The sequence below is a fragment of the Herbaspirillum sp. genome, from assembly GCF_035644555.1.
Lineage (GTDB): Bacteria > Pseudomonadota > Gammaproteobacteria > Burkholderiales > Burkholderiaceae_D > Herbaspirillum.
Genome location: NZ_DASQOH010000046.1, coordinates 26,907 through 51,196, shown reverse-complemented (window position 1 = coordinate 51,196; position 24,290 = coordinate 26,907). Strand labels below are relative to the sequence as shown.

General features: G+C 64.8%; 22 protein-coding genes. 7 read left to right on the top strand and 15 right to left on the bottom strand.

From position 1 onward, the window contains the following. Positions 1 to 2,087: DNA topoisomerase III (locus VE092_RS12320; protein ID WP_324877130.1), on the top strand; the 2,087-nt coding region annotated here is incomplete at its 5' end. Between the two features lie 216 nt (positions 2,088 to 2,303). On the opposite strand, the gene VE092_RS12315 is transcribed toward VE092_RS12320, so the two are convergent. Continuing rightward, complete coding sequence (locus VE092_RS12315) at positions 2,304 to 3,080, bottom strand: exodeoxyribonuclease III (protein WP_077234825.1); 777 nt, start codon at positions 3,078 to 3,080, stop codon at positions 2,304 to 2,306. Positions 3,081 to 3,253: 173 nt separating this feature from the next. On the opposite strand from VE092_RS12315, the gene pyrE reads away from it, so the two are divergent. Continuing rightward, the gene (gene pyrE / locus VE092_RS12310; protein WP_324877127.1) at positions 3,254 to 3,913 is read left to right on the top strand and encodes an orotate phosphoribosyltransferase; all 660 of its coding nucleotides are present in this window, start codon (positions 3,254 to 3,256) and stop codon (positions 3,911 to 3,913) included. A gap of 88 nt (positions 3,914 to 4,001) precedes the next feature. Here pyrE and VE092_RS12305 read toward each other — a convergent pair whose 3' ends face one another. From VE092_RS12305 to VE092_RS12280, 6 genes are all read right to left on the bottom strand, one after another. Then, positions 4,002 to 4,499, bottom strand: a complete 498-nt coding sequence (locus VE092_RS12305; protein ID WP_324877125.1) for a LapA family protein — start codon at positions 4,497 to 4,499, stop codon at positions 4,002 to 4,004. 181 nt (positions 4,500 to 4,680) lie between these two features. Further along, positions 4,681 to 5,208, bottom strand: a complete 528-nt coding sequence (locus VE092_RS12300) for a TlpA disulfide reductase family protein (protein WP_324877123.1) — start codon at positions 5,206 to 5,208, stop codon at positions 4,681 to 4,683. Positions 5,209 to 5,368: 160 nt separating this feature from the next. Then, positions 5,369 to 6,028, bottom strand: coding sequence for a BON domain-containing protein (locus tag VE092_RS12295; RefSeq protein ID WP_324877121.1), 660 nt, complete (start codon positions 6,026 to 6,028; stop codon positions 5,369 to 5,371). Next, positions 6,021 to 6,617: a phosphoheptose isomerase gene (locus tag VE092_RS12290; RefSeq protein WP_324877119.1), complete on the bottom strand. Its 597-nt coding sequence runs from the start codon at positions 6,615 to 6,617 to the stop codon at positions 6,021 to 6,023. Before VE092_RS12290 ends, VE092_RS12295 begins: the two co-directional genes overlap by 8 nt. A gap of 116 nt (positions 6,618 to 6,733) precedes the next feature. Then, the gene (locus VE092_RS12285; protein ID WP_324877117.1) at positions 6,734 to 7,102 is read right to left on the bottom strand and encodes a YraN family protein; all 369 of its coding nucleotides are present in this window, start codon (positions 7,100 to 7,102) and stop codon (positions 6,734 to 6,736) included. Positions 7,103 to 7,109: 7 nt separating this feature from the next. Beyond that, positions 7,110 to 8,378: a penicillin-binding protein activator gene (locus VE092_RS12280; protein ID WP_324877115.1), complete on the bottom strand. Its 1,269-nt coding sequence runs from the start codon at positions 8,376 to 8,378 to the stop codon at positions 7,110 to 7,112. A 13-nt stretch (positions 8,379 to 8,391) separates the two neighbouring features. Between VE092_RS12280 and rsmI the strand changes: the two genes are divergently transcribed. Further along, entirely contained in the window at positions 8,392 to 9,303 is a 912-nt protein-coding gene (gene rsmI / locus VE092_RS12275; protein WP_324877113.1) for a 16S rRNA (cytidine(1402)-2'-O)-methyltransferase, read from the top strand. On the opposite strand, the gene VE092_RS12270 is transcribed toward rsmI, so the two are convergent. From VE092_RS12270 to VE092_RS12245, 6 genes are all read right to left on the bottom strand, one after another. Further along, complete coding sequence (locus VE092_RS12270; protein ID WP_324877110.1) at positions 9,300 to 10,502, bottom strand: septal ring lytic transglycosylase RlpA family protein; 1,203 nt, start codon at positions 10,500 to 10,502, stop codon at positions 9,300 to 9,302. The two genes, rsmI and VE092_RS12270, sit on opposite strands and share 4 nt — an antisense overlap. Before the next feature lie 172 nt (positions 10,503 to 10,674). Then, a complete protein-coding gene (gene rodA / locus VE092_RS12265; protein ID WP_324877108.1) occupies positions 10,675 to 11,784 on the bottom strand; it encodes a rod shape-determining protein RodA in 1,110 nt (369 codons plus the stop codon). A gap of 92 nt (positions 11,785 to 11,876) precedes the next feature. Continuing rightward, positions 11,877 to 13,844 (bottom strand): penicillin-binding protein 2, encoded by a 1,968-nt coding sequence (mrdA, locus tag VE092_RS12260; protein WP_324877106.1) that lies wholly within the window; start codon positions 13,842 to 13,844, stop codon positions 11,877 to 11,879. 19 nt (positions 13,845 to 13,863) lie between these two features. Further along, a complete protein-coding gene (mreD, locus tag VE092_RS12255) occupies positions 13,864 to 14,373 on the bottom strand; it encodes a rod shape-determining protein MreD (protein WP_077234836.1) in 510 nt (169 codons plus the stop codon). Beyond that, positions 14,370 to 15,458 (bottom strand): rod shape-determining protein MreC, encoded by a 1,089-nt coding sequence (gene mreC, locus VE092_RS12250; RefSeq protein WP_324877104.1) that lies wholly within the window; start codon positions 15,456 to 15,458, stop codon positions 14,370 to 14,372. Before mreC ends, mreD begins: the two co-directional genes overlap by 4 nt. A 298-nt stretch (positions 15,459 to 15,756) precedes the next feature. Next, entirely contained in the window at positions 15,757 to 16,800 is a 1,044-nt protein-coding gene (locus VE092_RS12245; RefSeq protein WP_006465688.1) for a rod shape-determining protein, read from the bottom strand. A 357-nt stretch (positions 16,801 to 17,157) separates the two neighbouring features. Here VE092_RS12245 and gatC point away from each other — a divergent pair, with 357 nt between their 5' ends. The 3 genes from gatC (at position 17,158) to gatB (ending at position 20,512) form a co-directional block, all read left to right on the top strand. Next, positions 17,158 to 17,460 carry an Asp-tRNA(Asn)/Glu-tRNA(Gln) amidotransferase subunit GatC gene (gene gatC / locus VE092_RS12240; RefSeq protein WP_324877101.1) on the top strand — a complete coding sequence of 101 codons (303 nt, stop codon included), beginning with the start codon at positions 17,158 to 17,160 and terminating at the stop codon, positions 17,458 to 17,460. A 73-nt stretch (positions 17,461 to 17,533) separates the two neighbouring features. Then, positions 17,534 to 19,000, top strand: a complete 1,467-nt coding sequence (gene gatA / locus VE092_RS12235) for an Asp-tRNA(Asn)/Glu-tRNA(Gln) amidotransferase subunit GatA (RefSeq protein ID WP_324877099.1) — start codon at positions 17,534 to 17,536, stop codon at positions 18,998 to 19,000. A 51-nt stretch (positions 19,001 to 19,051) separates the two neighbouring features. Continuing rightward, the gene (gene gatB / locus VE092_RS12230; protein WP_324877097.1) at positions 19,052 to 20,512 is read left to right on the top strand and encodes an Asp-tRNA(Asn)/Glu-tRNA(Gln) amidotransferase subunit GatB; all 1,461 of its coding nucleotides are present in this window, start codon (positions 19,052 to 19,054) and stop codon (positions 20,510 to 20,512) included. A 61-nt stretch (positions 20,513 to 20,573) separates the two neighbouring features. Here the strand turns inward: gatB and VE092_RS12225 are convergent, their stop codons facing one another. Beyond that, positions 20,574 to 21,500: a cupin-like domain-containing protein gene (locus tag VE092_RS12225; protein ID WP_324877095.1), complete on the bottom strand. Its 927-nt coding sequence runs from the start codon at positions 21,498 to 21,500 to the stop codon at positions 20,574 to 20,576. Positions 21,501 to 21,656: 156 nt separating this feature from the next. Between VE092_RS12225 and VE092_RS12220 the strand changes: the two genes are divergently transcribed. Beyond that, entirely contained in the window at positions 21,657 to 22,547 is an 891-nt protein-coding gene (locus VE092_RS12220) for a TauD/TfdA dioxygenase family protein (RefSeq protein ID WP_077234842.1), read from the top strand. Here VE092_RS12220 and VE092_RS12215 read toward each other — a convergent pair. Beyond that, entirely contained in the window at positions 22,511 to 24,106 is a 1,596-nt protein-coding gene (locus VE092_RS12215; protein WP_324877092.1) for a methyl-accepting chemotaxis protein, read from the bottom strand. The genes VE092_RS12220 and VE092_RS12215 overlap by 37 nt on opposite strands. Positions 24,107 to 24,290: the final 184 nt, after the last annotated feature.

The window sequence follows — 24,290 nt, the reverse complement described above, 5'->3', positions numbered from 1 at the left end:
CGCCAACGCTGTCGATCGTCGTCGAACGTGAAGAGAAAATCCGCCGCTTCGTCCCGCGCGATTACTGGGAAGTGCGCGCCGAATTCGCGTGCGCGGCCGGTTTCTACGAAGGCAAGTGGTTCGATCCGAAGTTCAAGCGCGACGAGTTCGATCCGGAAAAGCGCGACTCGCGCCTCTGGAGCCTGCCGGCCGCCGAAACGATCGTCGCCGCATGTCGCGACCAGATCGGCACGGTCAGCGAGGAATCGAAGCCGTCGACGCAACTGTCGCCGCTGCTGTTCGACCTGACGAGCCTGCAGCGCGAGGCGAACGGCCGTTTCGGCTTCTCCGCGAAGAACACGCTGGGCCTCGCGCAGGCGCTGTATGAAAAGCACAAGGTGCTGACCTACCCGCGTACCGATTCGCGCCACCTGCCCGAGGACTACATCAACACCGTCAAGGACACGATGGAGGCGCTCTCGGAGAACAACAACTACCACCAGTTCTCCAAGCAGATCTTGAAGCAAGGCTGGGTCAAGCCCAACAAGCGTATCTTCGACAACACCAAGATCAGCGACCACTTCGCCATCATCCCGACCACCCAGGTGCCCAAGAACCTGTCGGAACCGGAACAGAAGCTCTACGACCTGGTGACGCGCCGCTTCATGGCGGTGTTCTTCCCGCCGGCCGAGTTCCAGGTGACCACCCGCTTCACGGAAGTGTCGGGTCACCAGTTCAAGAGCGAAGGCAAGGTCATGATCAACCCCGGCTGGCTGGCCATCTACGGCAAGCAGGTCGAGGAAGACGACAAGGACAAGGAAGGCGGCGGCAATCTGGTGGCCGTGGCCCCGGGCGAAAAGGTCAAGACCGACAAGGTCACTGCCAACGGCCTGGTCACCAAGCCGCCCGCCCGCTACACGGAAGCCACGCTGCTGTCGGCCATGGAAGGTGCGGGCAAGCTGGTGGATTCGGACGAATTGCGCGAGGCCATGGCCGGCAAGGGCCTGGGTACGCCAGCCACGCGTGCGGCCATCATCGAAGGCCTGCTGAACGAAAAGTACCTGCTGCGCGAAGGCCGCGAGATGATGCCCACCGCCAAGGCCTTCCAGCTGATGACGCTGCTGCACGGCCTGGGTGTGGATGAACTGACCGAACCGGAACTGACCGGCGAGTGGGAGCACAAGCTGGCCCAGATGGAGCGCGGCAAGATCAGCCGTGACGAGTTCATGCGCGAGATCGCGCAGATGACCCAGATCATCGTCAAGCGCGCCAAGGAATACGACAACGACACCATCCCCGGCGACTACGCGACCCTGCAGACGCCTTGCCCCAATTGCGGTGGTGTGGTGAAGGAAAACTATCGTCGCTTCGCCTGCACCAAGTGCGAATTCTCGATGAGCAAGGTGCCTGGTGGTCGTCAGTTCGAGATCGCCGAAGTGGAAGAACTGCTGCAGACCCGCACCATCGGCCCGCTGCAGGGTTTCCGCTCGAAGATGGGCCGTCCGTTCGCGGCCATCCTGAAGATTTCGCGCGACGAAGAGATCAAGAACTACAAGCTGGAATTCGACTTCGGCCAGGATCAGGCCGATGGCGAGGGCGGCGAACCGGTGGACTTCAGCGAACAGACCCCGCTGGGCGCCTGCCCGAAGTGCGGCAGCGGCGTCTACGAGATGGGCCTGGCCTATGTCTGCGAAAAGACCGTGGCCAAGCCCAAGGCCTGCGACTTCCGCAGCAGCCGCATCATCCTGCAGCAGGAAATCCTGCCCGAGCAGATGGCCAAGCTCTTGAACGACGGCAAGACCGACCTGCTGCCGGGCTTCATCTCGCAACGTACCCGCCGGCCGTTCAAGGCCTTCCTGGTGCGCGGCAAGGACGGCAAGATCAGCTTCGAGTTCGAGGAACGCAAGGCCAAGGCACCGGCCAAGGGCAAGGCCGCTGCAGCCGAAGCCGGTGACGGTGCGGATGAGGCGGTAGCCAAGCCAGCCGCCAAGAAGACGGCGACCAAGACCACGGCCACCAAGACCAAGGCGGCAGCCAAGCCAGCAGCGGCCAAGAAGCCGGCACTGCGCAAGGCCACCCCGAAGAAGGCGGCAGCACCGGACGCCTGATTTTTGCTGGTCTGAAACGACAAAGCCCTCGCACGTCACAGTGCGAGGGCTTTTGTTTTTTTGCGAACGATTTTTCAGCTACTTTCCGTTCGGACTGAGTAGGCCCGCCAGGGCCGTATCGAAGGCGCTCCATGGACCACCGTCCGGCGCGTCTTCGATACGCGGCTGCGCCGCGACTCAGTCCGAACGGGAGGAGGTGGGTTGGCTGGCGCGTGTTCAGTCGCCGTAGACCACCGTCAACGGCGCATGGTCGGAAAAGCGCTGCTCCTTGTAGATCGCCGCGCTCACCGCCTTGGCGGCGATGCCCGGCGTGGAGACGTGGTAATCGATACGCCACCCCACGTTGTTGGCCCAGGCCTGGCCGCGATTGCTCCACCAGGTGTAGGCCTCGCCGGTGGTCTCGGGATGCAGGCGGCGGTACACGTCCACCAGGCCCAGCTGGTCGAAGATGCGCGTCATCCAGGCGCGCTCCTCCGGCAGGAAGCCGGAATTCTTCTGGTTGCTCTTCCAGTTCTTCAGGTCGATTTCCTTGTGGGCTATGTTCCAGTCGCCGCAGATGACGACTTCGCGGCCACTCTTTTCCAGGTCCATCAGGTGCGGCAGGAAGGCTTCCATGAAGCGGAACTTGGCTTCCTGGCGTTCCTCGCTGGAGGAGCCCGAGGGTGCGTAGAGCGAAATCACGGTGAGGTCGCCATAGTCGCATTCCACATAGCGGCCTTCATCATCGAACTCGGTATTGCCGAAGCCGATGCGCACCGAATCCGGCTGGCGGCGGCTGTAGACGCCCACGCCCGAGTAGCCTTTTTTCTGGGCATAGTGGAAATGCCCGACATAACCGGCCGGGGCCAGGAATTCATCGGTCATGTCGGCCGCCTGGGCCTTCAGTTCCTGCACGCAGACGAAGTCCGGCGCTTCCTTTTGCAGCCATTCGAAGAAGCCCTTCTTGGCGGCCGAGCGGATTCCGTTGAGGTTGGCGGAGACGATTTTTGGCATGGGATTCCTGTTTGCTTGCTGCGGGAGAGTGTTCAATCAGGCCGGTAGCATAACCGATAGGGTGAATCATTTAAAATGGCGGCCTGATGAAGGCTTCGCCGTCACCTCCGCTTGCTTGTCGGCAAGCGTGCAGGCCGGCTCCTTCCGTTTTGACTCTTCCCGGGAAATGCATTGTGAGCAACTTGAGACAGGAATTCATTGAATTCGCGGTGTCGGCCGGCGTGCTGCGCTTTGGCGAATTCGTCACCAAGGCAGGTCGTACCTCGCCTTACTTCTTCAACGCCGGTCTGTTCAGCGAAGGCGCGACGCTGGCGCAGGTGGCGCGCTTCTACGCCCAGACCCTGCAGGATTCCGGCGTGGAATATGACATGTTGTTCGGCCCCGCCTACAAGGGCATCACGCTGGCCTCGGCCACCGCCGTGGCGCTGGCCGGCATGGGAGGCAACGTGCCGTTCGCCTTCAACCGCAAGGAAGCCAAGGACCACGGTGAAGGCGGCACCATCGTCGGCGCCAAGCTGCAGGGCAAGGTCGTCATCATCGACGACGTGATCTCGGCCGGCACTTCGGTGCGTGAATCGGTGGACATGATCCGCGCCGCCGGCGCCACCCCCTGTGCGGTGCTGATCGCACTGGACCGCATGGAGCGCTCGGGCAAGGATGGCGCCCTGTCCGAACTGTCGGCCGTGCAGGAAGTGGCGCGCGAATACGGCATGCCGGTCATTTCCATCGGCAACCTGGATGACCTGTTCGAGTACATCTCCACCGGCGGCGATGCGCGCCTGACCCAGTACAAGGATGCGGTGGCGGCCTATCGCACACGTTACGGCGTCTGAGTTTGCGCCAAAAGGCGCAAAAAGGCGTCAAAGATGAACAAAAGGCTGCATCTTCGTTGATGCAGCCTTTTGCTTCTTCAGCTACGGATCATAGCGGCTTGATGGCCCCCGCCACGTGCTGGCGTTGCAGCCGGTCGTCGAGTTCACCCACCTGGGCCGCCACGGCATTCTCGGTCTGCTCCACGCGCTGGTGGATGTCGCGTTGCAGGGCATCCAGGCGTTGCGCCAGCAGGGTCTGCTGCTCTGTCTGGCGGCGCTGCAGCTGTTCCAGCTCGGTCTTGAGGTAGCTGCGCAAGTCGTTGAAGCGCGAGTGCTCGGCCTGGTCGGCCAGCGTGCGCTGGGCTTCCAGCTGCTTGGTCAGGCGCCGGCTCTCCAGCATCACGCTGGTCTGCAGGGCCAGGATGTAGAGCAGGAAGAAGGCCGTCAGCACGATCACCACCCCCAGCATCACGGCTCCCAGCGGCGCCTGGAATTCGGTATAGATCAGCGACAGGGTGGTGGTGGCGGTAAAGGCCGTCCAGTTGACGGCGGCGAAGATGGCGACCAGCGCCAGCAGCACGATGAGGAAAATGGTCCGGAATTTCATGGCAGCCTCCTGATGTTGTCGAATGTGTCGGCAGGCGCACGCAAGTGCTTGTCATGGCGACAATATGAATTTCTTGGACTGCGACACAGGCGGGGATGTTCCTTCTAGTTGTCATCCGGAAACCGAAAACGAAAAAGCCGGCTTGAAAGCCGGCTTTACATGGGCGAAGGGGTAGGAGGGATCAGGCCGCCGCCAGCGCCTTCTCCAGCAACTGGTGCAATTCGGCGAACTGCGGCTCGCCCACATAACGCTTGATGATGTTGCCATCCTTGCCGATGACGAAGGTGGTGGGGGTCAGCTTGACGTCGCCGAAGGCCTTGGCCAAGGTATCCTGCGGGTCGAGGGCGACCTTGAAGGGCAGCTTGCGGGTCTCGGTGTAGTTCAGCACGTAGTTGGGCGGGTCATAGCTCATGGCCACGGCCACGAAGTCCAGGCCACGGTCCTTGAACTTGTTGTAGGTCTCGATCATCTGCGGCATTTCGCCCACACAGGTGGTGCAGCTGGTGGCCCAGAAGTTGACCATCACCACTTTGCCCCGCAGGTCCTTGAGTGCCACCTGCTGGCCATCGAGCTTGGTAAAGGTGACATCGGGCGCGGCGTTGCCGGCATTGACCTTGAAGTAGGCGAAGGCGGCGATTGCGGCCACCGCCACCAGGGCTGCCAGCTTGATCATGAGGCCGCGTTGGGACGCATTTGCCTGTGCTTGCATGGAAAACTCCGCATTCCGGATTCGAGGGAGGGGCATGGCCCCGGTCGCTTATCCGGTCATTATAGACTGCGCCGCCCGATCCTGCGGGCTGCGCCCCAATTGGAAACCGCCGGACGGGCCGGCGGTTTGACTTGCATCAGAGGCTTTCAGCGATGGCCGATCAGCTGGTGGACTTGTTCTCGCTGGCCGGCTTGCGCTGGAAATCCTGCAGCTGTTCTTCGGTGATGTATTCGAACAGCGTGACCACCTTGGTCACATCCGACACGCCGCTGGCGATCTGGGCGGCGCGCTGGCCTTCGCGCTGGGTCACGCGGCCCATCATGTAGACGATGCCACGCTCGGTGGTGACCTTGAAGGCGCTGGAATACAGCGACTTGTCATCCACCAGGCTGGCCAGCACCTTGCTGGTGATGAGCGCGTCGCTGGAGCGCGAGCCGAAGCTGGAGGACGGCCCCACCTGCAGCTCGTTGTACACCGTCTCGACGTTCTGCATGCCCTTGATTTCGCGCTCGGCGGCGGCCTTGGAGGCTTCGTCGGGCACTTCGCCGGACAGCAGCACCTTGCGGTTGAAGGCGGTCACGTTGACGTGGGAGCCGGCGGCCACCACTTCGGGAATGCGGGCTTCGCCCTTGACCACGATCGCTTTGTCCTCCGTCTGCGCGCCCAGGGTACGGCGGTCGGTGGCGGCGAAGGTGGTCGCCAGCGCACCGCCGGCCAACACCGCGAAACAGCCCTGCAGGCTCAGTGCCAGCATGCCGCCCAGGGCCACCGCCGCCAGCGGGCGGCGCATCCGTGTGAACAACGATCGTGCATCACTCATTCGCATCATCTCCAAAAAGCGCGACGTCGATACCGTCGCAAATGCAGTGCAGGGATACCAGATGCACTTCCTGGATGCGCGCGGTACGGTCATGCGGCACACAGATATGCACATCGGCATCGGTGAGGACCTTGCCGATCTTGCCACCACCCTTGCCGGTCAGCGCCACCACGCGCATGTCGCGTTCGTGGGCCACTTCGATGGCCGCCAGGATGTTGCCCGAATTGCCCGAGGTGGAGAAGGCCAGCAGGACGTCGCCCGCCTGGCCGAAGGCCTGCACCTGCTTCGAGAAAATCTCCTGGTAGCTGTAATCGTTGCCCACAGCGGTGAGGATGGAGGTGTCGGTGGTCAGAGCCATGGCCGGCAGCGGAAGGCGCTCGCGTTCGAAGCGGCCCACCAGTTCGGCCGCGAAGTGCTGGCTGTCGGCGGCCGATCCGCCGTTGCCACAGGCAAGAATCTTGTTGCCATTCGACAGTGCGGTGAACATAAGTTCAATTGCCTGTTCGATCGGTTGCGCCAGTACGCTGGCTGCCTTCATCTTCAGGTCGGCGCTTTCCTGGAAATGGGCGAGGATGCGGGGATTTGTCATAGTGGCTGCGATTATAGAGGACTTGAACGCGGCCAAGTCCGTGCAATTCGTAAAGAGAAGTTTCCGGAATCCGGTCGCACATGATACGCCAGCGGCGACCCGCTGCAAATCTTCGCTCAGGCATCGATGGCGTTGCGCAGCCACTGCAACTGACCGCCTTCGAGCGCGATCACGTCGAAGCGGCAGGCCGGCGTCTGGCGCTGGGCCTGCAGCCAGACCTGGGCTGCCAGCAGCAGGCGCCGCTGCTTGGCTGGCGTGACGCTGGCTGCAGCCCCGCCAAAGGCGGCACTGGCGCGGGCCCGCACTTCCACGAAGACCACCGTGGCGCCCTCGCGCAGGATCAGGTCGATTTCGCCGCCGCGGCAGCGGAAATTGCGCTCCACCAGCTGCAGGCCCTGCTGTTGCAGGTAGGCCAGCGCCTGGTCCTCGGCCGCGTCGCCGGTGCGCTGGCGTGCGGTCCGCCGCAACAGGTCGTGCAGCGCCATGGCGGTGTCAGTACTGGTCGGCCATCGGCACCGGCCAGCCATCCTGATACACCGCCTGGGTCTCCTGGCGCTGGAAATAGGTGGTGCCGCCGCCGATCATGTTGACCGTCAGGCGCCCGGTAACGCCATCGATATCGAAGCTGGACTGCTTCTGGGCGATGCCGTAGGCGACCCGATAGGCATCGATGCCCAGTGCATACAGGCGCGCCAGGTCGGGGCTGGGGCGCTCGCCGTCATTGATCGCCGGGCGCGGATAGCGGGTCACGGCCACATTGTCCGGCTGCAGTTGCCAGGGGATGTCGAGCAGGCGCACACCATCCAGCTCGGGTAGCTTGTCGTTGGGGTTGTCGCGCTTGAGGGTGTAGGGATTGATCTGGGAGGTGCCGTACAGTGGCAGCTCGTTGCCCACGGCGCTGCGCAGCTGCACGGTCTGTGCCGCATCCAGGGCGACGAAGATCAGGGCCGGCTTTTCCTGCTCCACCCGCTTGGCCAGCTGTGCCAGACCGGGTGCGGAGAGGGCATTGGCGGGCGTACTCAGTTCCAGTGTTTCGACCTGCAGGCCGAGCTGGCGGGCACGCAGCTGGAAGGAGCGGGCGGCGCGCTTTTGCCAGGCGATGTTGGTGGCGATGGCGAAGATCTTGCCCGGCGCCTTTTCCTTTTCCACCCAGTTGGCCACCTGGCGCGCCTCTTCGTCGATGGACAGGCCGACCGCCAGCATCTGCGGCGGCAACTGCAGGTCGGCTTCGCCATTCATGTCCGGCTGGGCCAGCGCGATGGTGGGTTTGTAGACGCGACCGCTCTGGGCCACGGCGGTCACGGCGCTGCGCGAGAGTGGACCGATCACGATGTCGTACTTGGCGGCCGCCTCGTCGTAGGCGCGCTGCATGTCGGGCACAGAATCGCCGGTATCGACGATGGCCAGCTGGATGTTTTCCTTCTGGCGCGCATAGGCGGTCAGGAAGCCGGTGCGTACCGCATCGGAGGCAGCACCGAAGGCACCGCTGCGGCCTGGCAGCAGCAGCGCCATGCGGATCGGGAGGGCGGCCGGCGGGGGAGCCGACAGGGCATTGGCGGCCGACTGCATTTCCGGCGAACTGCCCGGCGGCAGCATCGCCGGTGCGGGATCGCTGGTGGCCGAAGGCAAGGTCGGAGTGGCAGCCTGTGCCAGCAGGGGTACACTGTCGGCTGCCGCAGCCGGTTGCGCCACCATCCAGGGCGCCAGCAAACCGGCCAGCAGCGCCGCATGCGCGGTCATTTTCTTCAAACCTGTGAACATCCCGCCTCCTCCAATGAATCAGAATTCCAGCGTAGCCGCCGCCATCCTGCAGGATGCCGCCCAGCAGACCTATCCGGTGTCGGCATTATATGTGCTGGCCACGCCCATCGGGAATGTCTGCGACATCAGCCTGCGCGGCCTGCACCTGTTGAGTATCGCCGACGCGGTGGCCTGCGAGGATACCCGCAATACCAGCCAGCTGCTGCAGCGCTATGGCCTGTCCCGCCCCTTGATGGCCACCCACGAACACAACGAGCGCGAAGCCGCCGACAAGATCGTCGAGCGCCTGCGTGCCGGCCAGCGCGTGGCGCTGGTGTCTGACGCCGGCACGCCGGCCGTCTCCGACCCCGGTGCCAAGGTGGTCGATGCGGTGCGGGCTGCCGGGTTCCGGGTGATTCCCCTGCCCGGGGCATCGGCGGCGATCACCGCGCTGTCGGCCTCGGGCCTGACCGATGCACGCTTCCAATTCGTGGGCTTCTTGCCCAGCAAGACCCGCCAGCGCGAGAGCGCGCTGCAGGAGCTGACCGGGGTGCAGGCGGCGCTGGTGTTCTATGAAGCGCCGCATCGCATCGTCGAGACCGTGCAGTCCATGTTGCAGGTCTTCGGTCCGCAGCGCCAGGTGGTGCTGGCGCGCGAGCTGACCAAGCTGTTCGAGGACATCCACCGCGGCCCGCTGGGCGAGGCACCGGCCTGGCTGGAGCAGGACGCCAACCGCCAGCGGGGCGAATTCGTGATCTTGCTGGAAGGCGCGCCGCCGGCCAAAGACGAGGATGCCGAGGGCGAACGCGTGCTGCGCATCCTGCTGGAAGAACTGCCGCTGAAACAGGCGGCCGCGCTGGCGGCACAGATCACCGGCCAGAAAAAGAACGCCCTGTACGAACGCGCCCTGCAACTGCGGCAGGACGCGGAGGATGAACAGCCCTAGCGCTCGACGATGAAGGGCGTACCGGCGCTGCGCTGGCGCACCAGCATGGCGGCGTTCTGGGCGGCCGGCCGGGTCGGATAGGGACCGGCATACAGGCGATACAGGCCGTTGACCTGCACCGCCTGCATGCTGTCGACGATGCCCGAGAGGCTGGGCAGCAGCTTGTCGCGCGCCACCAGGGCATTGGCTTCCTGCGAATAGGCGCCGAACTGCAGGTAGTAGCCAGCCGTCAGCGGCACCGCCTGGGGCATCGCCGGCGAGGGCGCCGAACCGCTGGCCACGGCATTGATGATGCCACCGCCTCCAGCCAGACCGGCGCCGCCGGCGGCGCTGCTGGTGCTGGCATTGATCGGCTGCACCGCTGCCACCGTGGGCTGCGGCGGCAGGCCCTGGGCGCTCACGGTATTGATCTCGACCGCGCCGGTGGACACCCCGCTGCCATTGCCGTTGCTATTGCCGGAGACCCGGTTGATCGGGTCGTCGGCGGCCAGGGTGGTGCCGTTGCGGCGCGCATCGGCCATCCGTTGCGCCTCTTCGGGCAGGATGCGTTCCACTTCCAGTTCGCTGCTGCCGGTCCCCAGGTAGCCCAGCTTCAGCGCGGCGGTGTAGGACAGGTCGATGATGCGGCTGGAGTGGAAGGGCCCGCGGTCGTTGATGCGCACGATGACCTGCTTGCCGGTCTTCAGGTTGGTCACCCGGGCGTAGGACGGGATGGGCAGCGTGGGATGCGCGGCGGTCATCTTGTACATGTCGTACAGCTCGCCCGAGGACGTCTTCTGGCCATGGAATTTCTTGCCGTACCAGCTGCCGATGCCACGCTGGATGAAAGGCTGGTTGTCGGTGATGGGCACGTAGGTCTTGCCGAACACGGCATAGGGCCGGCTGGCCGCCCTGGAGATGGGCTCCACCTGCGGTTCGGCATCGGCCACGTCGAGCAGGCCGTCGGGGATGTGGTCGCCCGGGCCGTCATCCTTGTAATAGCCGCCGCGTCCGGAACCCGCCGCCGGCAGGGCCGGGACATTGGAGGGACGGCCGCCGGAGGCCTTGACCGGGGTCGAGGGCGCCTGCGCGGTCTGGCGCGTGGCCTGCTGGGAGGTGCCGCAGGCAGCCAGCAGCAGCGGCAGCAGCAGCGTGCCCCAGCGCAGGGCCTGGCCGCAGGGGGCGAGGCGGTGGTGATGTTCTAGAGTGGGAGTTCCCATAGCCTGTCCTTGGTCAACAGTCGATGCGCCGGGCCTGTGCAGCCTGGCCCGGCCGGAATGTTCGCAACGATACCAGAGTGCAATGCACCCAAGCTGACAACTCGTCAGTGCCGCAAGTTCACGACCCCTGCCGGAGTTGCCGGATGGACAGCAGTGATCGGGCGCCGCCCGCTCAGCTCTGCACCAGCTTGCGATGGCGCTGGATGCTCATCAGGATGCCCGCGCCCAGCCCCAGCGTCACCAGGGCGGTGCCGCCATAGCTCATGAAGGGCAATGGCACCCCCACCACCGGCAGGATGCCGCTGACCATGCCCATGTTCACGAAGGCGTAGGTGAAGAAGATCATGGTGATGGCCCCGCCCAGCAGGCGGGTGAACAGCGTGGGCGCATTGGCCGTGATCATCAGGCCGCGTCCGATCAGCAGCAGGTACAGCACCAGCAGCACGATGTTGCCGATCAGCCCGAACTCCTCGGAATAGACCGAGAAGATGAAGTCGGTGGTGCGTTCGGGAATGAATTCCAGGTGCGTCTGGGTGCCCATCAGCCAGCCCTTGCCGGTCACCCCGCCGGAGCCGATGGCGATGGTGGACTGGATGATGTGGAAGCCCTTGCCCAGCGGGTCGGAGGTCGGATCGATGAGCATCATCACGCGCTGGCGCTGGTAATCGTGCATGAAGGACCACACCACCGGCAGGCTGGCCGCGCCGGCCACGACCAGGCCCAGCAGGATCTTCCACGGCAGGCCGGCGAAGAAGATCACGTAGAAGCCGGCCGCCAGCACCAGCAGGCCGGTGCCCAGGTCGGGCTGGCGGATGATCAGGAAGCCCGGGATCAGCAGCAGGATCGCCGCCACCACGAAGGCATCCCAGCGCAGCATGCCTTCCCGTTTCTGGAAATACCAGGCCAGCATCAGCGGCATGGCGATCTTCATGATTTCCGAGGGCTGTACCACCATGCCGATATTGAGCCAGCGGCGCGAACCCTTCTTGATGATGCCGAACAGGGCCACCGCGATGAGCAGGGTCACCCCCACCGTATAGACCGGCACCGCCAGCCGCAGCAGCAGCTGCGGCGAGACGTTGGCGGCGGCCCACATGACGATGAATGCCACCAGGATATTGCGCAACTGGTCTTCGACCCGGCCAGGGAAGTTCATCCCGGCCGAATACAGGGTCACGATGCCCACCGACAGGATCAGGAAGACGATCAGCGACAGCGCGCCGTCGAACACCGTCAGGTGCGGCTTGATGATTTGCCAAAGGGGCGGACGTTGCAGGCTCATGCCGGCTCCTGGTACGTACTGCGTTGTTGCGATGTCGGGCCATGCGCACCGGATGGCGGCGCGCCGGTGTTCGGTTCAGATGCTGCGCGCCCTCATTCCTGCACATCCGGCTGGACCGTGGGCGTATTGGCGTTGTCCTCGGTGGTGGGACCTTCGACCGGGGCATCCGGGCTCACCGCCTCCGGCGCGACCGACTTGATCGGCTCGTTGGGGCGCTTGCCCAGCATGAAGTAATCCATGGCCTTGCGCACCAGCGGCGCGGCCACGCCGGCGCCCCAGCCACCGTTCTCGACCACGGCGGCAATCGCGATGCGCGGCGCGTCGGCCGGGGCAAAGCCGATGTACAGGCCGTTGTCGTGGTAGATGCGGGACAGTTTCTTGGAATCATACTTCTGGTTCTTGGCGATGTTGACCACCTGCGCCGTACCGGTCTTGCCGCCCGACTCGTACGGGGCGCCACGGAAGGCGGCCGCGCCGGTGCCTTCCTTGACCACGCCGACCATGGCGCGCTTGATGAAGTCGATGTTTTCCTGCTTCAACGGGATGCGGTAGCTTTCCTTGGGCACGGTCTCGGTGCGCTCGTGGGTCACGCCATCCTCGATGATCTTGACCAGGTGCGGCTTCATCACCACGCCATTGTTGGCCAGGATGGCGGTGGCCTGGGCCATCTGCAGCGGAGTGAAGCTGTTGTAGCCCTGGCCGATGCCCAGCGAGACCGTATCGCCGGCGATCCAGCGCTTCTGCTCGGGTTTGCGGAAGGCGTTGCGTTTCCACTCGGTGGAGGGCAGGATGCCGCGTTTCTCGTGTTCCAGGTCGATGCCGGTGATCTGGCCGAAGCCGAAGGGCTTCATGAAGTCATGGATGGCGTTGACCCCCATGTCGTTGGCCAGCATGTAGTAGTAGGTATCGCAGGACACCACCACCGAGCGGTACATGTCGACGATGCCGTGGCCGCCTTCCTTGTCATCGCGGAAACGGTGGTTGCCCAGGATGAAATAGCCCGGATCGCGGATGGCGTCCTGCGGGCGCCGCTTGCCCAGCTCCAGCGCGGCCAGCGCCATGAAGGGCTTGTAGGTTGAACCGGGCGAGTAGACCCCGGACAGGGGGCGGTTCAGCAGCGGCCGGTCGGGCGACTTGTTGAGCTCGTCCCAGCTCTGCTGGTCGATACCTTCGACGAACAGGTTGGGATCGTAGGAGGGCTGCGAGACATAGGCCAGGATATCGCCGGTGGCCGGATTGATCGCCACCAGCGCCCCCTTCTGGTCGCCGAAGGCCTCCTCCACCACCTTCTGCAGCTCGATGTCGATGGACAGGATCAGGTTCTTGCCGGGCGTGGCCGGGGTACGCGAGAGCGAGCGCACCGCCCGTCCGCTGGCCGAGATTTCCACTTCCTCGTAGCCGGTGGTGCCGTGCAGCTGGCTTTCGTAGCTTTTTTCCAGGCCTTCCTTGCCGATGTAGTCGGTGCCGTTGTAGTTGGCCTCGTCGTCGGAATCGGCGATGCGCTCGGCATCGCGCTGGCTGATGCGGCCGATGTAGCCGATCACGTGGGCAGCAGTCTTGCCGTACGGATACTGACGGAACAGGCGGGCCTGCACCTCCACCCCGGGGAAGCGATAGCGCTGGGCCGTGAACTTGGCCACTTCCTCGTCGGTCAGGCGGGTGCGGATGGGTACGCTTTCGAAGTTCTTGGATTCTTCCTGCAGACGGCGGAAGCGACGCCGGTCGCGCGGCTGGATTTCCACGATCGTGCCCAGCTCGTCGATCAGGTCATCGATGTTGGTCTTGATCTTGGAAGGCGTGATTTCCAGCGTGTACGCGGAATAGTTGCGTGCCAGCACTACGCCGTTGCGGTCCAGGATCAGGCCGCGATTGGGCACGATGGGCACCACCGAGATGCGGTTTTCCTCGGCCTGGGCAGCGTAGGCATCGTGACGCACCACCTGCAGCCACAGGAAACGCGCCAGCAGCAGGCTGAAGCAGACCAGCACCAGCACGCTGGCCGCCAGCAGGCGCATGCGGAACAGCCTCAGCTCATGCGCGGTATTCTTGAATTCGGTCATGCTGCTTGCACCTGGCCCCTCAGATGGGGCGATTCTCGTCGCGATTCACGGCGCGGCGCTGCGGCGCCAGCAGCAGCAGGCTGACCACCGGCCACAGCAGCGCCGACACCAGGCTCTCGCTGAAATAGAACCAGTCCGGCGACTTGCCCGTCACCAGCAGCTGGATCACCAGCTGCACCGCCTGTGCCAGCAGCATCAGCGGCAGCACGTGCAGCGCCTGCGTGCGCAGCGGGAACCACAGCACCCGGCGGTGGATCATGATGGCGAAGTAGGACAGCAGGGTATAGGCCAGCGCGTTCTCGCCCAGCAGGGTGGCCTCGTTGACGTCCATCAGCAGGCCCATCAGGAAGGCCACGCTGATGCCCACCTTGCGCGGCTGGTGGATGTTCCAGAACACCAGCGCCAGCGCCACGAAGTCGGGTACGCCGACCATCTGGCCCCAGGGCATGAGGTTGAGCACGAAGGCTACGATCAGGCTGAACGCGATGAACAGCGGACTGGCCGGCAGGAGGATGTATTGGTTGTTCATCGTGCGGATTCCTTGGCGGCCGGCTTGGCGCTCGGGGTGGCTGCGGGCGCAGCAGCAGGTGTGGCAGCCGTGGCTGCAGCGGCCGGCTTGGCCGGCGCTGTCACGTTGGCGCCGCCCTTGCGTTCTTCGGCCGGTTTGTCCTTGGCCGGGGTGCCGGCTTCCTCGGCGCTGTTGTCGCGGGTGCTGTCACGCAGGCGGCGCTTGAAGAGCTTGGCCGACTTTTCGTCGATCACGTCCGGCTCCGGGCGCGGCGGCAGGTTCTGTTCCACCAGCAGGATCAGCAGCTGGCGATGGCGGTCAATGCCGGCCAGGGGGCGGCAGACGATGCGGGCGAAGGAATCGGCCGAGCGCGTCTCCACCAGCGCCACGCTGGCCACCGACAGGCCCGGCGGATAGACGCCATCGATGCCCGAGGTCACCAGCACGTCACCCTTCTGGATATCGGCATTGGCCGGCATGAAGCGCAGGTCCAGCGCGCCGGTCTGGCCACGGCCGTAGGCCACGCTGCGCAGGCCGTTGCGCAGGACCTGGACCGGGATGGCCTGATCCTTGTCGGTCAGCAGCGTGACCTCCGAGGTGAACGGGAACACCCGCGTCACCTGGCCCACGATACCGACCTCGTCGATCACCGGCTGGCCCGCCGTCACGCCCTGCTGTGAACCACGGTTGAGGATGATCTTGCGGGTAAACGGGTCACGGGCGTCGTACAGGATCTCGCCGACGATGGACTTGACCGGCACCTTCTGCTGCATGTCCAGGAGCTTGCGCAACTGGGCATTTTCCGCCGCCAGCAGGCGCTCCTGCTGCATCAGTTGGGCATTGACGATCTGTTGCTGGCGCAGCTCGTGGTTTTCCCGCTGCAGCGAGGCCATCGAGGAAAAATAGTCGCTCGAATTGGTGATGGCATCGCGCGGGATCATGGCCACCGTCTGGAACGGATAGAGCGCGGTGCCCAGCGCCTGGCGCAGCGTACCCAGTACGTGCATGCGGGCGTCGACCACCAGCATCACGACCGACAGCAATGCGAAGACGGTCACGCGCACCCGGGCCGAGGCGCCCTGCTTGAAGAGTGGTGGGATTTCCATGGCGTCAGGCCGCCGGCAGGGCCGCGTGGCGCGGCCGTCTGCAGGCGGAGAACTCACTTCCTGCGTCGAAAACGATAACAAAAAGGGGAGCCGAGGCGTTCACCCGACCCAGCGCCAGCCGTGCCTGCCCCGGATGCGCACATGGGGTGCGCAAGGCGTGACAAGTCGGTCTGGACTGCGTCATATCGAACGTATCGGTTCCCCGCTCATCCGGCGGTACATCGCCGCCGGTTCTTGCTGATACTGCCAGTGGCCGGCCGGGCCTGAAGCTGCCGGGCCGGCCGTGGGTCATGCCGGATTACTCGGCCGAGAAGATCGAACCCAGCTTGTCCATACGGTCCAGCGCCATGCCCGAGCCGCGCACCACGCAGGTCAGCGGGTCTTCGGCGACGATCACCGGCAGGCCGGTTTCTTCCATCAGCAGGCGATCCAGGTCGCGCAGCAGCGCGCCGCCGCCGGTGAGCATCATGCCCTTTTCGGCGATGTCGGCGCCCAGTTCCGGCGGGGTCTGTTCCAGCGCGTTCTTCACGGCCGAAACGATGTTGTTCAGCGGATCGGTCAGGGCTTCCAGGATTTCATTGCTGGAGATGGTGAAGGAGCGCGGGATACCTTCGGACAGGTTGCGGCCCTTGACTTCCATTTCCTTGACTTCCGAACCCGGGAAGGCCGAGCCGATTTCCTTCTTGATCGCTTCGGCGGTCTGTTCGCCGATCAGCATGCCGTAGTTGCGGCGGATGTAGTTGACGATGGCTTCGTCGAACTTGTCGCCACCCACACGCACCGAACCCTTGTAGACCATGCCGCCCAGCGAGATGATGCCCACTTCCGTGGTACCGCCGCCGATGTCCACCACCATCGAACCGGTGGCATCCGAGACCGGCAGGCCCGAGCCGATGGCCGCGGCCATCGGTTCCTCGATCAGGTACACCTGGGAAGCACCGGCGCCCAGCGCCGATTCACGGATGGCGCGGCGTTCCACCTGGGTCGAACCGCAGGGTACGCAGATGATGATGCGGGGGGAGGGGCGGAACAGCTTGGAGTCGTGCACCATGCGGATGAACTGCTTCAACATCTGCTCGGTGACGGTGAAATCGGCGATCACGCCGTCCTTCATCGGGCGGATCGCCTCGATGTTGCCGGGCACCTTGCCCAGCATCTGCTTTGCTTCCTTGCCGACTGCCTGGATGGTCTTCTTGCCGTTGGGGCCGCCTTGCTGGCGGATCGCCACGACCGAAGGCTCGTCCAGCACGATGCCATGGCCGCGCGCGTAGATCAGCGTGTTCGCGGTGCCGAGGTCGATCGCCAGATCGTTGGAAAAGTAACTGCGGAGAAATCCAAACATGAGTTGTCCTGATGCGCCCGGCACGGGGCGCCTAGCTTTTTGATAGGGGGAGGTGTCCGTTCATGCTGCGGCGACGCGAAAATCAGGCGCCAGCAAGGCATTAATCCGACATTCTACCTTATAATTCCAGAGAAACCAGCAAGCCGGCCTGCCAAAAATATCCGCATCGCGAGACCTTCCGACCGCCATCTGGCGCGGGTTTGCCGTTTTTCACGCGATACAGCCACGACCCGGCCGGGGCGCCGCGCAAGCCCATTTGCCGACGGCACCGAGGCCCCGGAAACAGCTTCCGGCCTGACCGGCTACGGGTCTTCCCATTTCAACATCCTGCGGCGCGCCCGGCGCGTCCTTTCGACCATGTCACTTGCCCTTTCCGACGTCAAACGCATCGCCAACCTGTCCCGACTGGAGCTGACCGACGCCCAGGCCGGTGAAACGCTGGAAAAGCTCAATGGCATCTTTGCCCTGGTGGAGCAGATGAAAGCCATCGATACCTCCGGCGTGGAGCCGCTGTCGCACCCGATTGCCGCCATCGAACCGATGCTGGCACTGCGCCTGCGCGAGGACGCTGTCACCGAGTCCAATCGCCGCGAGGACTACCAGCAGCCGGCGCCGGCCACCCAGGATGGCCTGTACCTGGTACCCAAGGTAATCGAATAAACCGGGCTTAACCTGTCCGAACCTGACCGTTCCCGGCCCAGCCGGCCCGCAAGACCGCAGCGTAACCAATTCCATGTACAAGCTCACCCTCAAAGAACTGTCCGCGCAACTGCAAGCGCGCAAGATTTCCGCCACCGAACTGGCGACCCTGTTCCTGGACCGCATCGAGGCCAGCGACCTGAACGCCTTCCTGCATGTGGACCGCGCCCTCACGCTGGCCCAGGCGCAGGCCGCCGATGCCCGCCTGGCGGGCAATGAGGCCGGCCCCCTGACCGGCATCCCGATCGCCCACAAGGATATCTTCGTGACCCGCAACTGGCGCACCACGGCCGGTTCGCGCATGCTGCAGGACTACGTGAGCCCCTTCGACGCAACCGTGGTGGAACAGTTCAACGCCGCCGGCACCGTCACCCTGGGCAAGCTCAACTGCGACGAGTTCGCCATGGGCTCCAGCAACGAGAACTCCTTCTACGGTCCGGTGAAGAACCCCTGGGACAAGACCGCCATCCCCGGCGGCTCCTCGGGCGGCTCGGCCGCCGCCGTGGCCGCGCGCCTGGCGCCGGCGGCCACCGCCACCGACACCGGCGGCTCGATCCGCCAGCCGGCCTCGCTGTGCGGCGTCACCGGCATCAAGCCGACCTATGGCAGCGTCTCGCGCTACGGCATGATCGCCTTCGCCTCCTCGCTGGACCAGGGCGGCCCGATCGCCAAGACCGCCGAGGATTGCGGCCTGCTGTTGAACGCCATGACCGGCTTCGACGAGCGTGATTCCACCAGCCTGCAGCGCCCCAAGGAAGACTTCACCCGCTCGCTGAACCAGAGCCTGCAAGGCTTGCGCATCGGCGTGCCCAAGGAATTCTTCGGCGCCGGCCTGGCTGCCGACGTGGAAGCGGCCGTACGCGGCGCGCTGGCCGAATTCGAAAAGCTCGGTGCCACCCTGGTCGATATCTCCCTGCCCAAGACCGAACTGTCGATCCCCGTGTATTACGTGATCGCCCCGGCCGAGGCCTCGTCCAACCTGTCGCGTTTCGACGGCGTGCGCTACGGCCACCGTGCCGCCGACTACAAGGACCTGGCCGACATGTACAAGAAGTCGCGCGCCGAAGGCTTCGGCGAAGAGGTCAAGCGCCGCATCCTGGTGGGCTCCTACGTGCTCTCGCATGGCTATTACGACGCCTACTACCTGCAGGCCCAGAAGATCCGCCGCCTGATCGCCGAAGACTTCCAGCGCGCCCTGGCCGGCGAGAACCGCCAGTGCGACGTCATCATGGGCCCGGTCTCGCCCACCGTCGCCTGGGACCTCGGCGACAAGACCGACGACCCGGTGGCCAACTACCTGGCCGACATCTTCACGCTATCCACCAGCCTGGCCGGCCTGCCGGGCATGTCGATTCCCTGCGGCTTCGGTCAGGGTGAAAAGAACGGCAAACGCCCGGTCGGCCTGCAGATCATCGGCAACTACTTCGACGAGGCGCGCCTCTTGAACGTGGCGCACCAGTTCCAGCAGGCCACCGACTGGCACCTGCGCGAGCCGGCCTGAGGCCAGCCACCAGCGTCCGTCACCAACAACAGCATTCGCAAGGACAACATCATGCAGTGGGAAGTCGTCATCGGCCTCGAAACGCACACGCAGCTTTCGACCCAATCCAAGATCTTCAGCGGCAGCTCGACCCGCTTCGGCGCCGAGCCCAATACCCAGGCCAGCCCGGTGGACCTGGCCTTGCCGGGCGTACTGCCGGTATTGAACAAGGGCGCGGTGGAACGCGCCATCCAGTTCGGCCTGGCCATCGGCGCCACCATCGCGCCGCGCTCGGTGTTCGCGCGCAAGAATTACTTCTACCCTGACCTGCCCAAGGGCTACCAGATCAGCCAGTTCGAAATCCCCGTGGTCCAGGGTGGCACCATGTCGTTTGCCGTCGAGAAGGACGGCAAGACCGAGATCAAGACCATCAACCTGACCCGCGCCCACCTGGAAGAAGACGCCGGCAAGTCCCTGCACGAGGACTACCAGGGCATGACCGGCATCGACCTGAACCGCGCCGGCACGCCGCTGCTGGAAATCGTCACCGAACCCGAAATGCGCAGCGCCGCTGAAGCCGTTGGCTACGCCAAGGCGCTGCACTCGCTGGTGGTGTGGCTGGGCATCTGCGACGGCAACATGCAGGAAGGCTCCTTCCGCTGCGACGCCAACGTCTCCGTGCGTCCGGTCGGCCAGAAGGAATTCGGTACCCGCTGCGAGATCAAGAACCTGAACTCCTTCCGCTTCCTGGAAGAGGCCATCAACTACGAAGTGCGTCGCCAGATCGAGCTGATCGAAGACGGCGGCACCGTGGTCCAGGAAACCCGCCTCTACGACCCGGACAAGAAGGAAACCCGCTCCATGCGCAGCAAGGAAGACGCGCAGGACTACCGCTACTTCCCCGACCCCGACCTGCCGCCGCTGGCCATCTCGCAGGAGTGGATCGACCGCGTCAAGACCACCATGCCGGAGCTGCCTGCCGCCATGCGCGAGCGTTTCGTGGCCGAGTACGCCCTGCCCGAATACGATGCCATGGTGCTGACCCAGTCCAAGGGCATGGCTTCCTACTTCGAAGCCGTGGTCGCCGCCGCCGGCAAGGATCAGTCCAAGCCGGCCGCCAACTGGCTCATGGGCGACGTTGCCTCGACCCTGAACCGCGAAGATACCGACATCGCCGATGCTCCCGTCAAGGCCGCGCAACTGGCCCTGCTGTTGAAGCGCATCGCCGACGGCACCATCTCCAACAAGATCGCCAAGGAAGTCTTCGCCGGCATGTGGGAAGCCAAGTCCGACAAGGACAGTCTGGCAGACGACATCATCGAGGCCAAGGGCCTGAAGCAGATTTCCGACAGCGGCGCGCTGGAAGCCATCGTGGACCAGGTGCTGGCCGCCAATGAAAAGTCGGTCGCCGAATTCCGCGCCGGCAAGGAGCAGGCCATCAACGCCCTGATCGGCCAGGCCATGAAGGCCACCCGTGGCAAGGCCAACCCGGCGCAGCTGACCGAATTGCTGCGCAAGAAGCTGGCAGGCTGATCCTTCAGCACTGCGCTGCCCATGAACGAACCCCACTCCTGGCAACAGGCGTGGGGTTTTTTCATGCGCCCGACAACACCAGCGGCCGGCCCCGTGCCCAGCGATTGCTGGACAGCGAAAACGTCAGTGAGCTGACCTGGTGGTACCAGCCGGCCGGAATGTAGAGCATCTCCCCCGGCTGCACTTCGCAGCACACCAGCGCCGCCTGGCGCGCCAGCGGAAAGCGCTCCAGGTCCGGATGATCGGGATCGAAGGGCGAGCCGAACAGGATGGCGTTGGCCTCCTTCGGATACAGATACCGGTCATGATGCGGCGGCGCCAGCCAGACCCGCTTGCGGCCCCACAGCTGGGCAAAGACATTGTCGTCATAGTCGCAATGCAGCGGCGTGATGCAGCCGGCCGGGCCGATCCAGAAGCGCGGCGGGCCCATCTTCTCGAAGACATTGGGCCAGTGGCACAGTGCATTCAGTTCACGCAGTTCCAGGTTGCCGAGATAGGGCGGAAGTCCGCTCTCGTCCCGCAAGGCCTGCTCCAGATAGTCGACCAGCGTCATGTCCTGCATGGCCCGGTCCGGCGCGAAGGCGGTGTTGATGTAGTCCCCCACCCTGGCCCGTACCGGCAGGGTGCCGAAATGCTGGCGTAGTGTATCCATGTCCATCGCCGCCAGCGGCCAGCGGCTGGTCATGCCGGTCATGATGAAGGGCAGGCCGGCGCGGGCGCGCTCGCGGAAAGCCGCCGTCTTCTGCGGCCCGATGCGCGGGATCGCCTGTACCGCTGGCAGCACGGCACTGGCCTCGCGGATGGCCTGGCGCATCCCGGCCACCGAGGCCACGCCGCGTATCTGCGCATCGCGCTGGTCACGCGCCTGCTTGCGCGCCGCCATTTCCTCGACGCTCAATCCGGCGACATCGGCGCGCGGCGGCAGTCTGTGCGTCTTTTGCGGGGCAGATTCAGGCAAATGTGAAGGAAAGGGCGGGCGTTGTTTCATGCGGGCTATTGTAGCGGCATGCCGTATCTCGCTCGGCGCATAAGGATATGAATTCTTCTTCCTTGCTGGGTCTATGCCCCGGAGGGTGTAATAAGGACTTTCCTGCCCGGGCAGCCGCGTCCGGGATCGTCAGGCCAGAGCGCAAGAGGAGCCCCCATGTCGGTCGCCACACCGGAACGCACGCAGCAGACCCAACAGCAATTCGAGATCCGTCCCTTCGACGCCCCGCTGGGCGCGGAAATCCTCGGTCTCGACCTGAACCTGCCGGTCTCAGCCCCGGAACTGGCGCGCATCCGCAGCGCCCTGGTGCAACACGGGGTGGTGGTGTTCCGCGACCAGCGCATCACGCCGGAGCAGCACATCGACTTCAGCCGCCGCTTCGGCCCGCTGCAGGTGCATGTGCTGAACCGTTTCCACCTGGCCGGCCATCCGGAAATCCTGATCGTCTCCAACGTGGTCGAGGACGGCAAGCCCATCGGCTTAGTCGACGCCGGCGCCGACTGGCATTCCGACCTTTCCTATATGCCCCGTCCCAGCCTGGGCGCCCTGCTGCATTCGCAGGAACTGCCGGCCGAGCAGGGCGACACGCTCTACGCCAACACCGCCGCCGCCTGGGACAGCCTGCCTGCCGCACTGAAGACCCTGCTCGACGGCAAGCGCGCCGTGCACTCCTACGTCTATCGCTACGAGCGCCTGCGCAAGCTTTCGCCGTGGCGCGCACCGCTGACGCAACAGCAGATCGACGAAGTGCCGCCGGTGGAGCATCCGGTGGTGATCACCCACCCCGAGAGCGGGCGCAAGATCCTCTTCGTCAGCGAAGGCTTCACCTCGCACATCGTCGGCATCCCGCGTGACGAAAGCGATGCCCTCCTGAAGGAACTGCACGCCCACATCACCCGCCCGGCCAACGTCTACACCCACCACTGGCAGGCGCATGACCTGGTGTTCTGGGACAACCGCAGCACCCAGCACTACGCCGCGATCACCCCGCAGCACCTGCGTCGCACGCTCTATCGCACCACGGTCGAGGGCAACGTCCCGCGCTGATCGATCACCACCAGTGCCGTCGCGTCCAGGCGGAACACGCTGACCGCCTGCGTCAGCGCGCTCGCCTGGTCCTGCATGGAGCGCGCCGCCGCGGCGGCTTCTTCCACCAGCGCCGCGTTCTGCTGCGTGGCCTCGTCGATATGGGTGATGGCCAGGTTCACCTGTTCGATGCCGTCGCTCTGCTCCTGGCTGGCCAGGGTGATCTCGCGCACGATCTCGCTCACCCGCACCACGCTCTGTACCACTTCCTGCATGGTGCCGCCGGCCTGTTCCACCAGGCGGCTGCCATCGTCGACCTTCTGCACCGACTCGTCGATGAGCACCTTGATTTCCTTGGCCGCCGCTGCCGCGCGCTGCGCCAGCGAACGCACCTCCGAGGCCACCACCGCAAAGCCGCGCCCCTGTTCACCGGCCCGGGCTGCTTCCACCGCCGCATTGAGCGCCAGGATATTGGTCTGGAAGGCGATGCCGTCGATCACGCCGATGATGTCGGCAATCTTTTGCGACGAGGCATGGATCGCCCCCATGGTCTGCACCACCTGATCCACCACCGCACCCCCCCGGCTGGCGACCTGCGAGGCCTGCGCGGCCAGCGCGTTGGCCTGGCGCGCATTGTCGGCATTCTGCTTGACGGTGGAGGTCAGCTGTTCCATGGCCGAGGCGGTTTCTTCCAGCGAGCCGGCCTGCTGCTCGGTACGCGCCGACAGGTCGAGGTTGCCGGTGGCGATCTGGGTCGAGGCGGTGGTGATGGTATCGGTCCCGCTGCGTACGCGTGCCACGATGTCGCGCAGGTTGCCGTTCATGCGCTTGAGGGCGGCAAGCAGCTTGCCGGTCTCGTCGCGGCTGCTGCTGTCGATGCGCGAGGTAAGGTCACCCGCGGCCACCGTCTCGGCCACCGCGATGGCCTGCGTCAGCGGTCGCGTGATGCTCAGCGTCAGCACCCAGGCCAGCAGCGCCCCCAGCGCGATCTCGATGGCCCCCAGTACCAGCAACATGCTGCGTCCGGCGCGGTAGTTGTGATGGATCTCCGCGGCCGCCGCGTCGATGGCCTTCTTCTGGAATTCGGCATAGCGCAGCACGCCGTCGGCGTAGTCATCCATCATCTTGATGAGCGTGGTATCGGTCATCACGCGCGCCCCGGCATCATCACCGGCGGTCTTGATGTCGAAGATCTTTTGTCGCGTGGCGCGATAGGCGGCCCGCAGCCTGCCCACTTCGTCGAACAGCCGTTTTTCCTCGGGGTCCACGATGGCTGCCTCGACCCGCTTCTGCAGCTGGCTGATCTGGGCCGACTGGGCATCGATCTGTTTCTGGAAGTAAGCCTGGAAGGCATCGTCATCGGACTTCATCACCGCCAGGGTGCGCACCCCGTTTTCCTTGATGGCGGCATGCCATTGCACGGAGTCGCGCTCCTTGGCCAGGGCCACGCGGGTCATGTCATCGGAGGCGTCGCCGATGCTGCCCAGGCGCCATACCCCCAGCCCCACCATCACTGCCATGAGCATCAGCAAGGAAATGAAACCGATGCTCAGGCGCACGCCGATCTTGAGGTTCTTCATGTCGTCCTCCCAAGGTTGCCGCAACGGCCTGGCGTTGGTGAATAGTTGTCGTCGTGAGCGCCGCTGCGGAGATGCAATAAAGATATAAACGATTTCCCTGTCTGCGCACCCGGTCATCAGGATCCAGGGGCAGAGCAGGTCAGCCTACCACGGGGGGCGACGATTGCACCATGTACTTTTGGGG

What these genes read in the sequence shown, in the direction of transcription:
- VE092_RS12270 (WP_324877110.1), bottom strand. Translation starts at nt 10,502, where the DNA reads ATGGGAACTCCCACTCTAGAACATCACCACCGCCTCGCCCCCTGCGGC.
- VE092_RS12305 (WP_324877125.1), bottom strand. Translation starts at nt 4,499, where the DNA reads ATGAAATTCCGGACCATTTTCCTCATCGTGCTGCTGGCGCTGGTCGCC.
- VE092_RS12280 (WP_324877115.1), bottom strand. Translation starts at nt 8,378, where the DNA reads ATGTTCACAGGTTTGAAGAAAATGACCGCGCATGCGGCGCTGCTGGCC.
- rsmI (WP_324877113.1), top strand. Translation starts at nt 8,392, where the DNA reads ATGAATCAGAATTCCAGCGTAGCCGCCGCCATCCTGCAGGATGCCGCC.
- gatA (WP_324877099.1), top strand. Translation starts at nt 17,534, where the DNA reads ATGTACAAGCTCACCCTCAAAGAACTGTCCGCGCAACTGCAAGCGCGC.
- VE092_RS12285 (WP_324877117.1), bottom strand. Translation starts at nt 7,102, where the DNA reads ATGGCGCTGCACGACCTGTTGCGGCGGACCGCACGCCAGCGCACCGGC.
- mreD (WP_077234836.1), bottom strand. Translation starts at nt 14,373, where the DNA reads ATGAACAACCAATACATCCTCCTGCCGGCCAGTCCGCTGTTCATCGCG.
- VE092_RS12225 (WP_324877095.1), bottom strand. Translation starts at nt 21,500, where the DNA reads ATGAAACAACGCCCGCCCTTTCCTTCACATTTGCCTGAATCTGCCCCG.
- mreC (WP_324877104.1), bottom strand. Translation starts at nt 15,458, where the DNA reads ATGGAAATCCCACCACTCTTCAAGCAGGGCGCCTCGGCCCGGGTGCGC.
- VE092_RS12295 (WP_324877121.1), bottom strand. Translation starts at nt 6,028, where the DNA reads ATGAGTGATGCACGATCGTTGTTCACACGGATGCGCCGCCCGCTGGCG.
- VE092_RS12215 (WP_324877092.1), bottom strand. Translation starts at nt 24,106, where the DNA reads ATGAAGAACCTCAAGATCGGCGTGCGCCTGAGCATCGGTTTCATTTCC.
- gatB (WP_324877097.1), top strand. Translation starts at nt 19,052, where the DNA reads ATGCAGTGGGAAGTCGTCATCGGCCTCGAAACGCACACGCAGCTTTCG.
- VE092_RS12300 (WP_324877123.1), bottom strand. Translation starts at nt 5,208, where the DNA reads ATGCAAGCACAGGCAAATGCGTCCCAACGCGGCCTCATGATCAAGCTG.
- rodA (WP_324877108.1), bottom strand. Translation starts at nt 11,784, where the DNA reads ATGAGCCTGCAACGTCCGCCCCTTTGGCAAATCATCAAGCCGCACCTG.
- VE092_RS12245 (WP_006465688.1), bottom strand. Translation starts at nt 16,800, where the DNA reads ATGTTTGGATTTCTCCGCAGTTACTTTTCCAACGATCTGGCGATCGAC.
- mrdA (WP_324877106.1), bottom strand. Translation starts at nt 13,844, where the DNA reads ATGACCGAATTCAAGAATACCGCGCATGAGCTGAGGCTGTTCCGCATG.
- VE092_RS12315 (WP_077234825.1), bottom strand. Translation starts at nt 3,080, where the DNA reads ATGCCAAAAATCGTCTCCGCCAACCTCAACGGAATCCGCTCGGCCGCC.
- VE092_RS12220 (WP_077234842.1), top strand. Translation starts at nt 21,657, where the DNA reads ATGTCGGTCGCCACACCGGAACGCACGCAGCAGACCCAACAGCAATTC.
- gatC (WP_324877101.1), top strand. Translation starts at nt 17,158, where the DNA reads ATGTCACTTGCCCTTTCCGACGTCAAACGCATCGCCAACCTGTCCCGA.
- VE092_RS12290 (WP_324877119.1), bottom strand. Translation starts at nt 6,617, where the DNA reads ATGACAAATCCCCGCATCCTCGCCCATTTCCAGGAAAGCGCCGACCTG.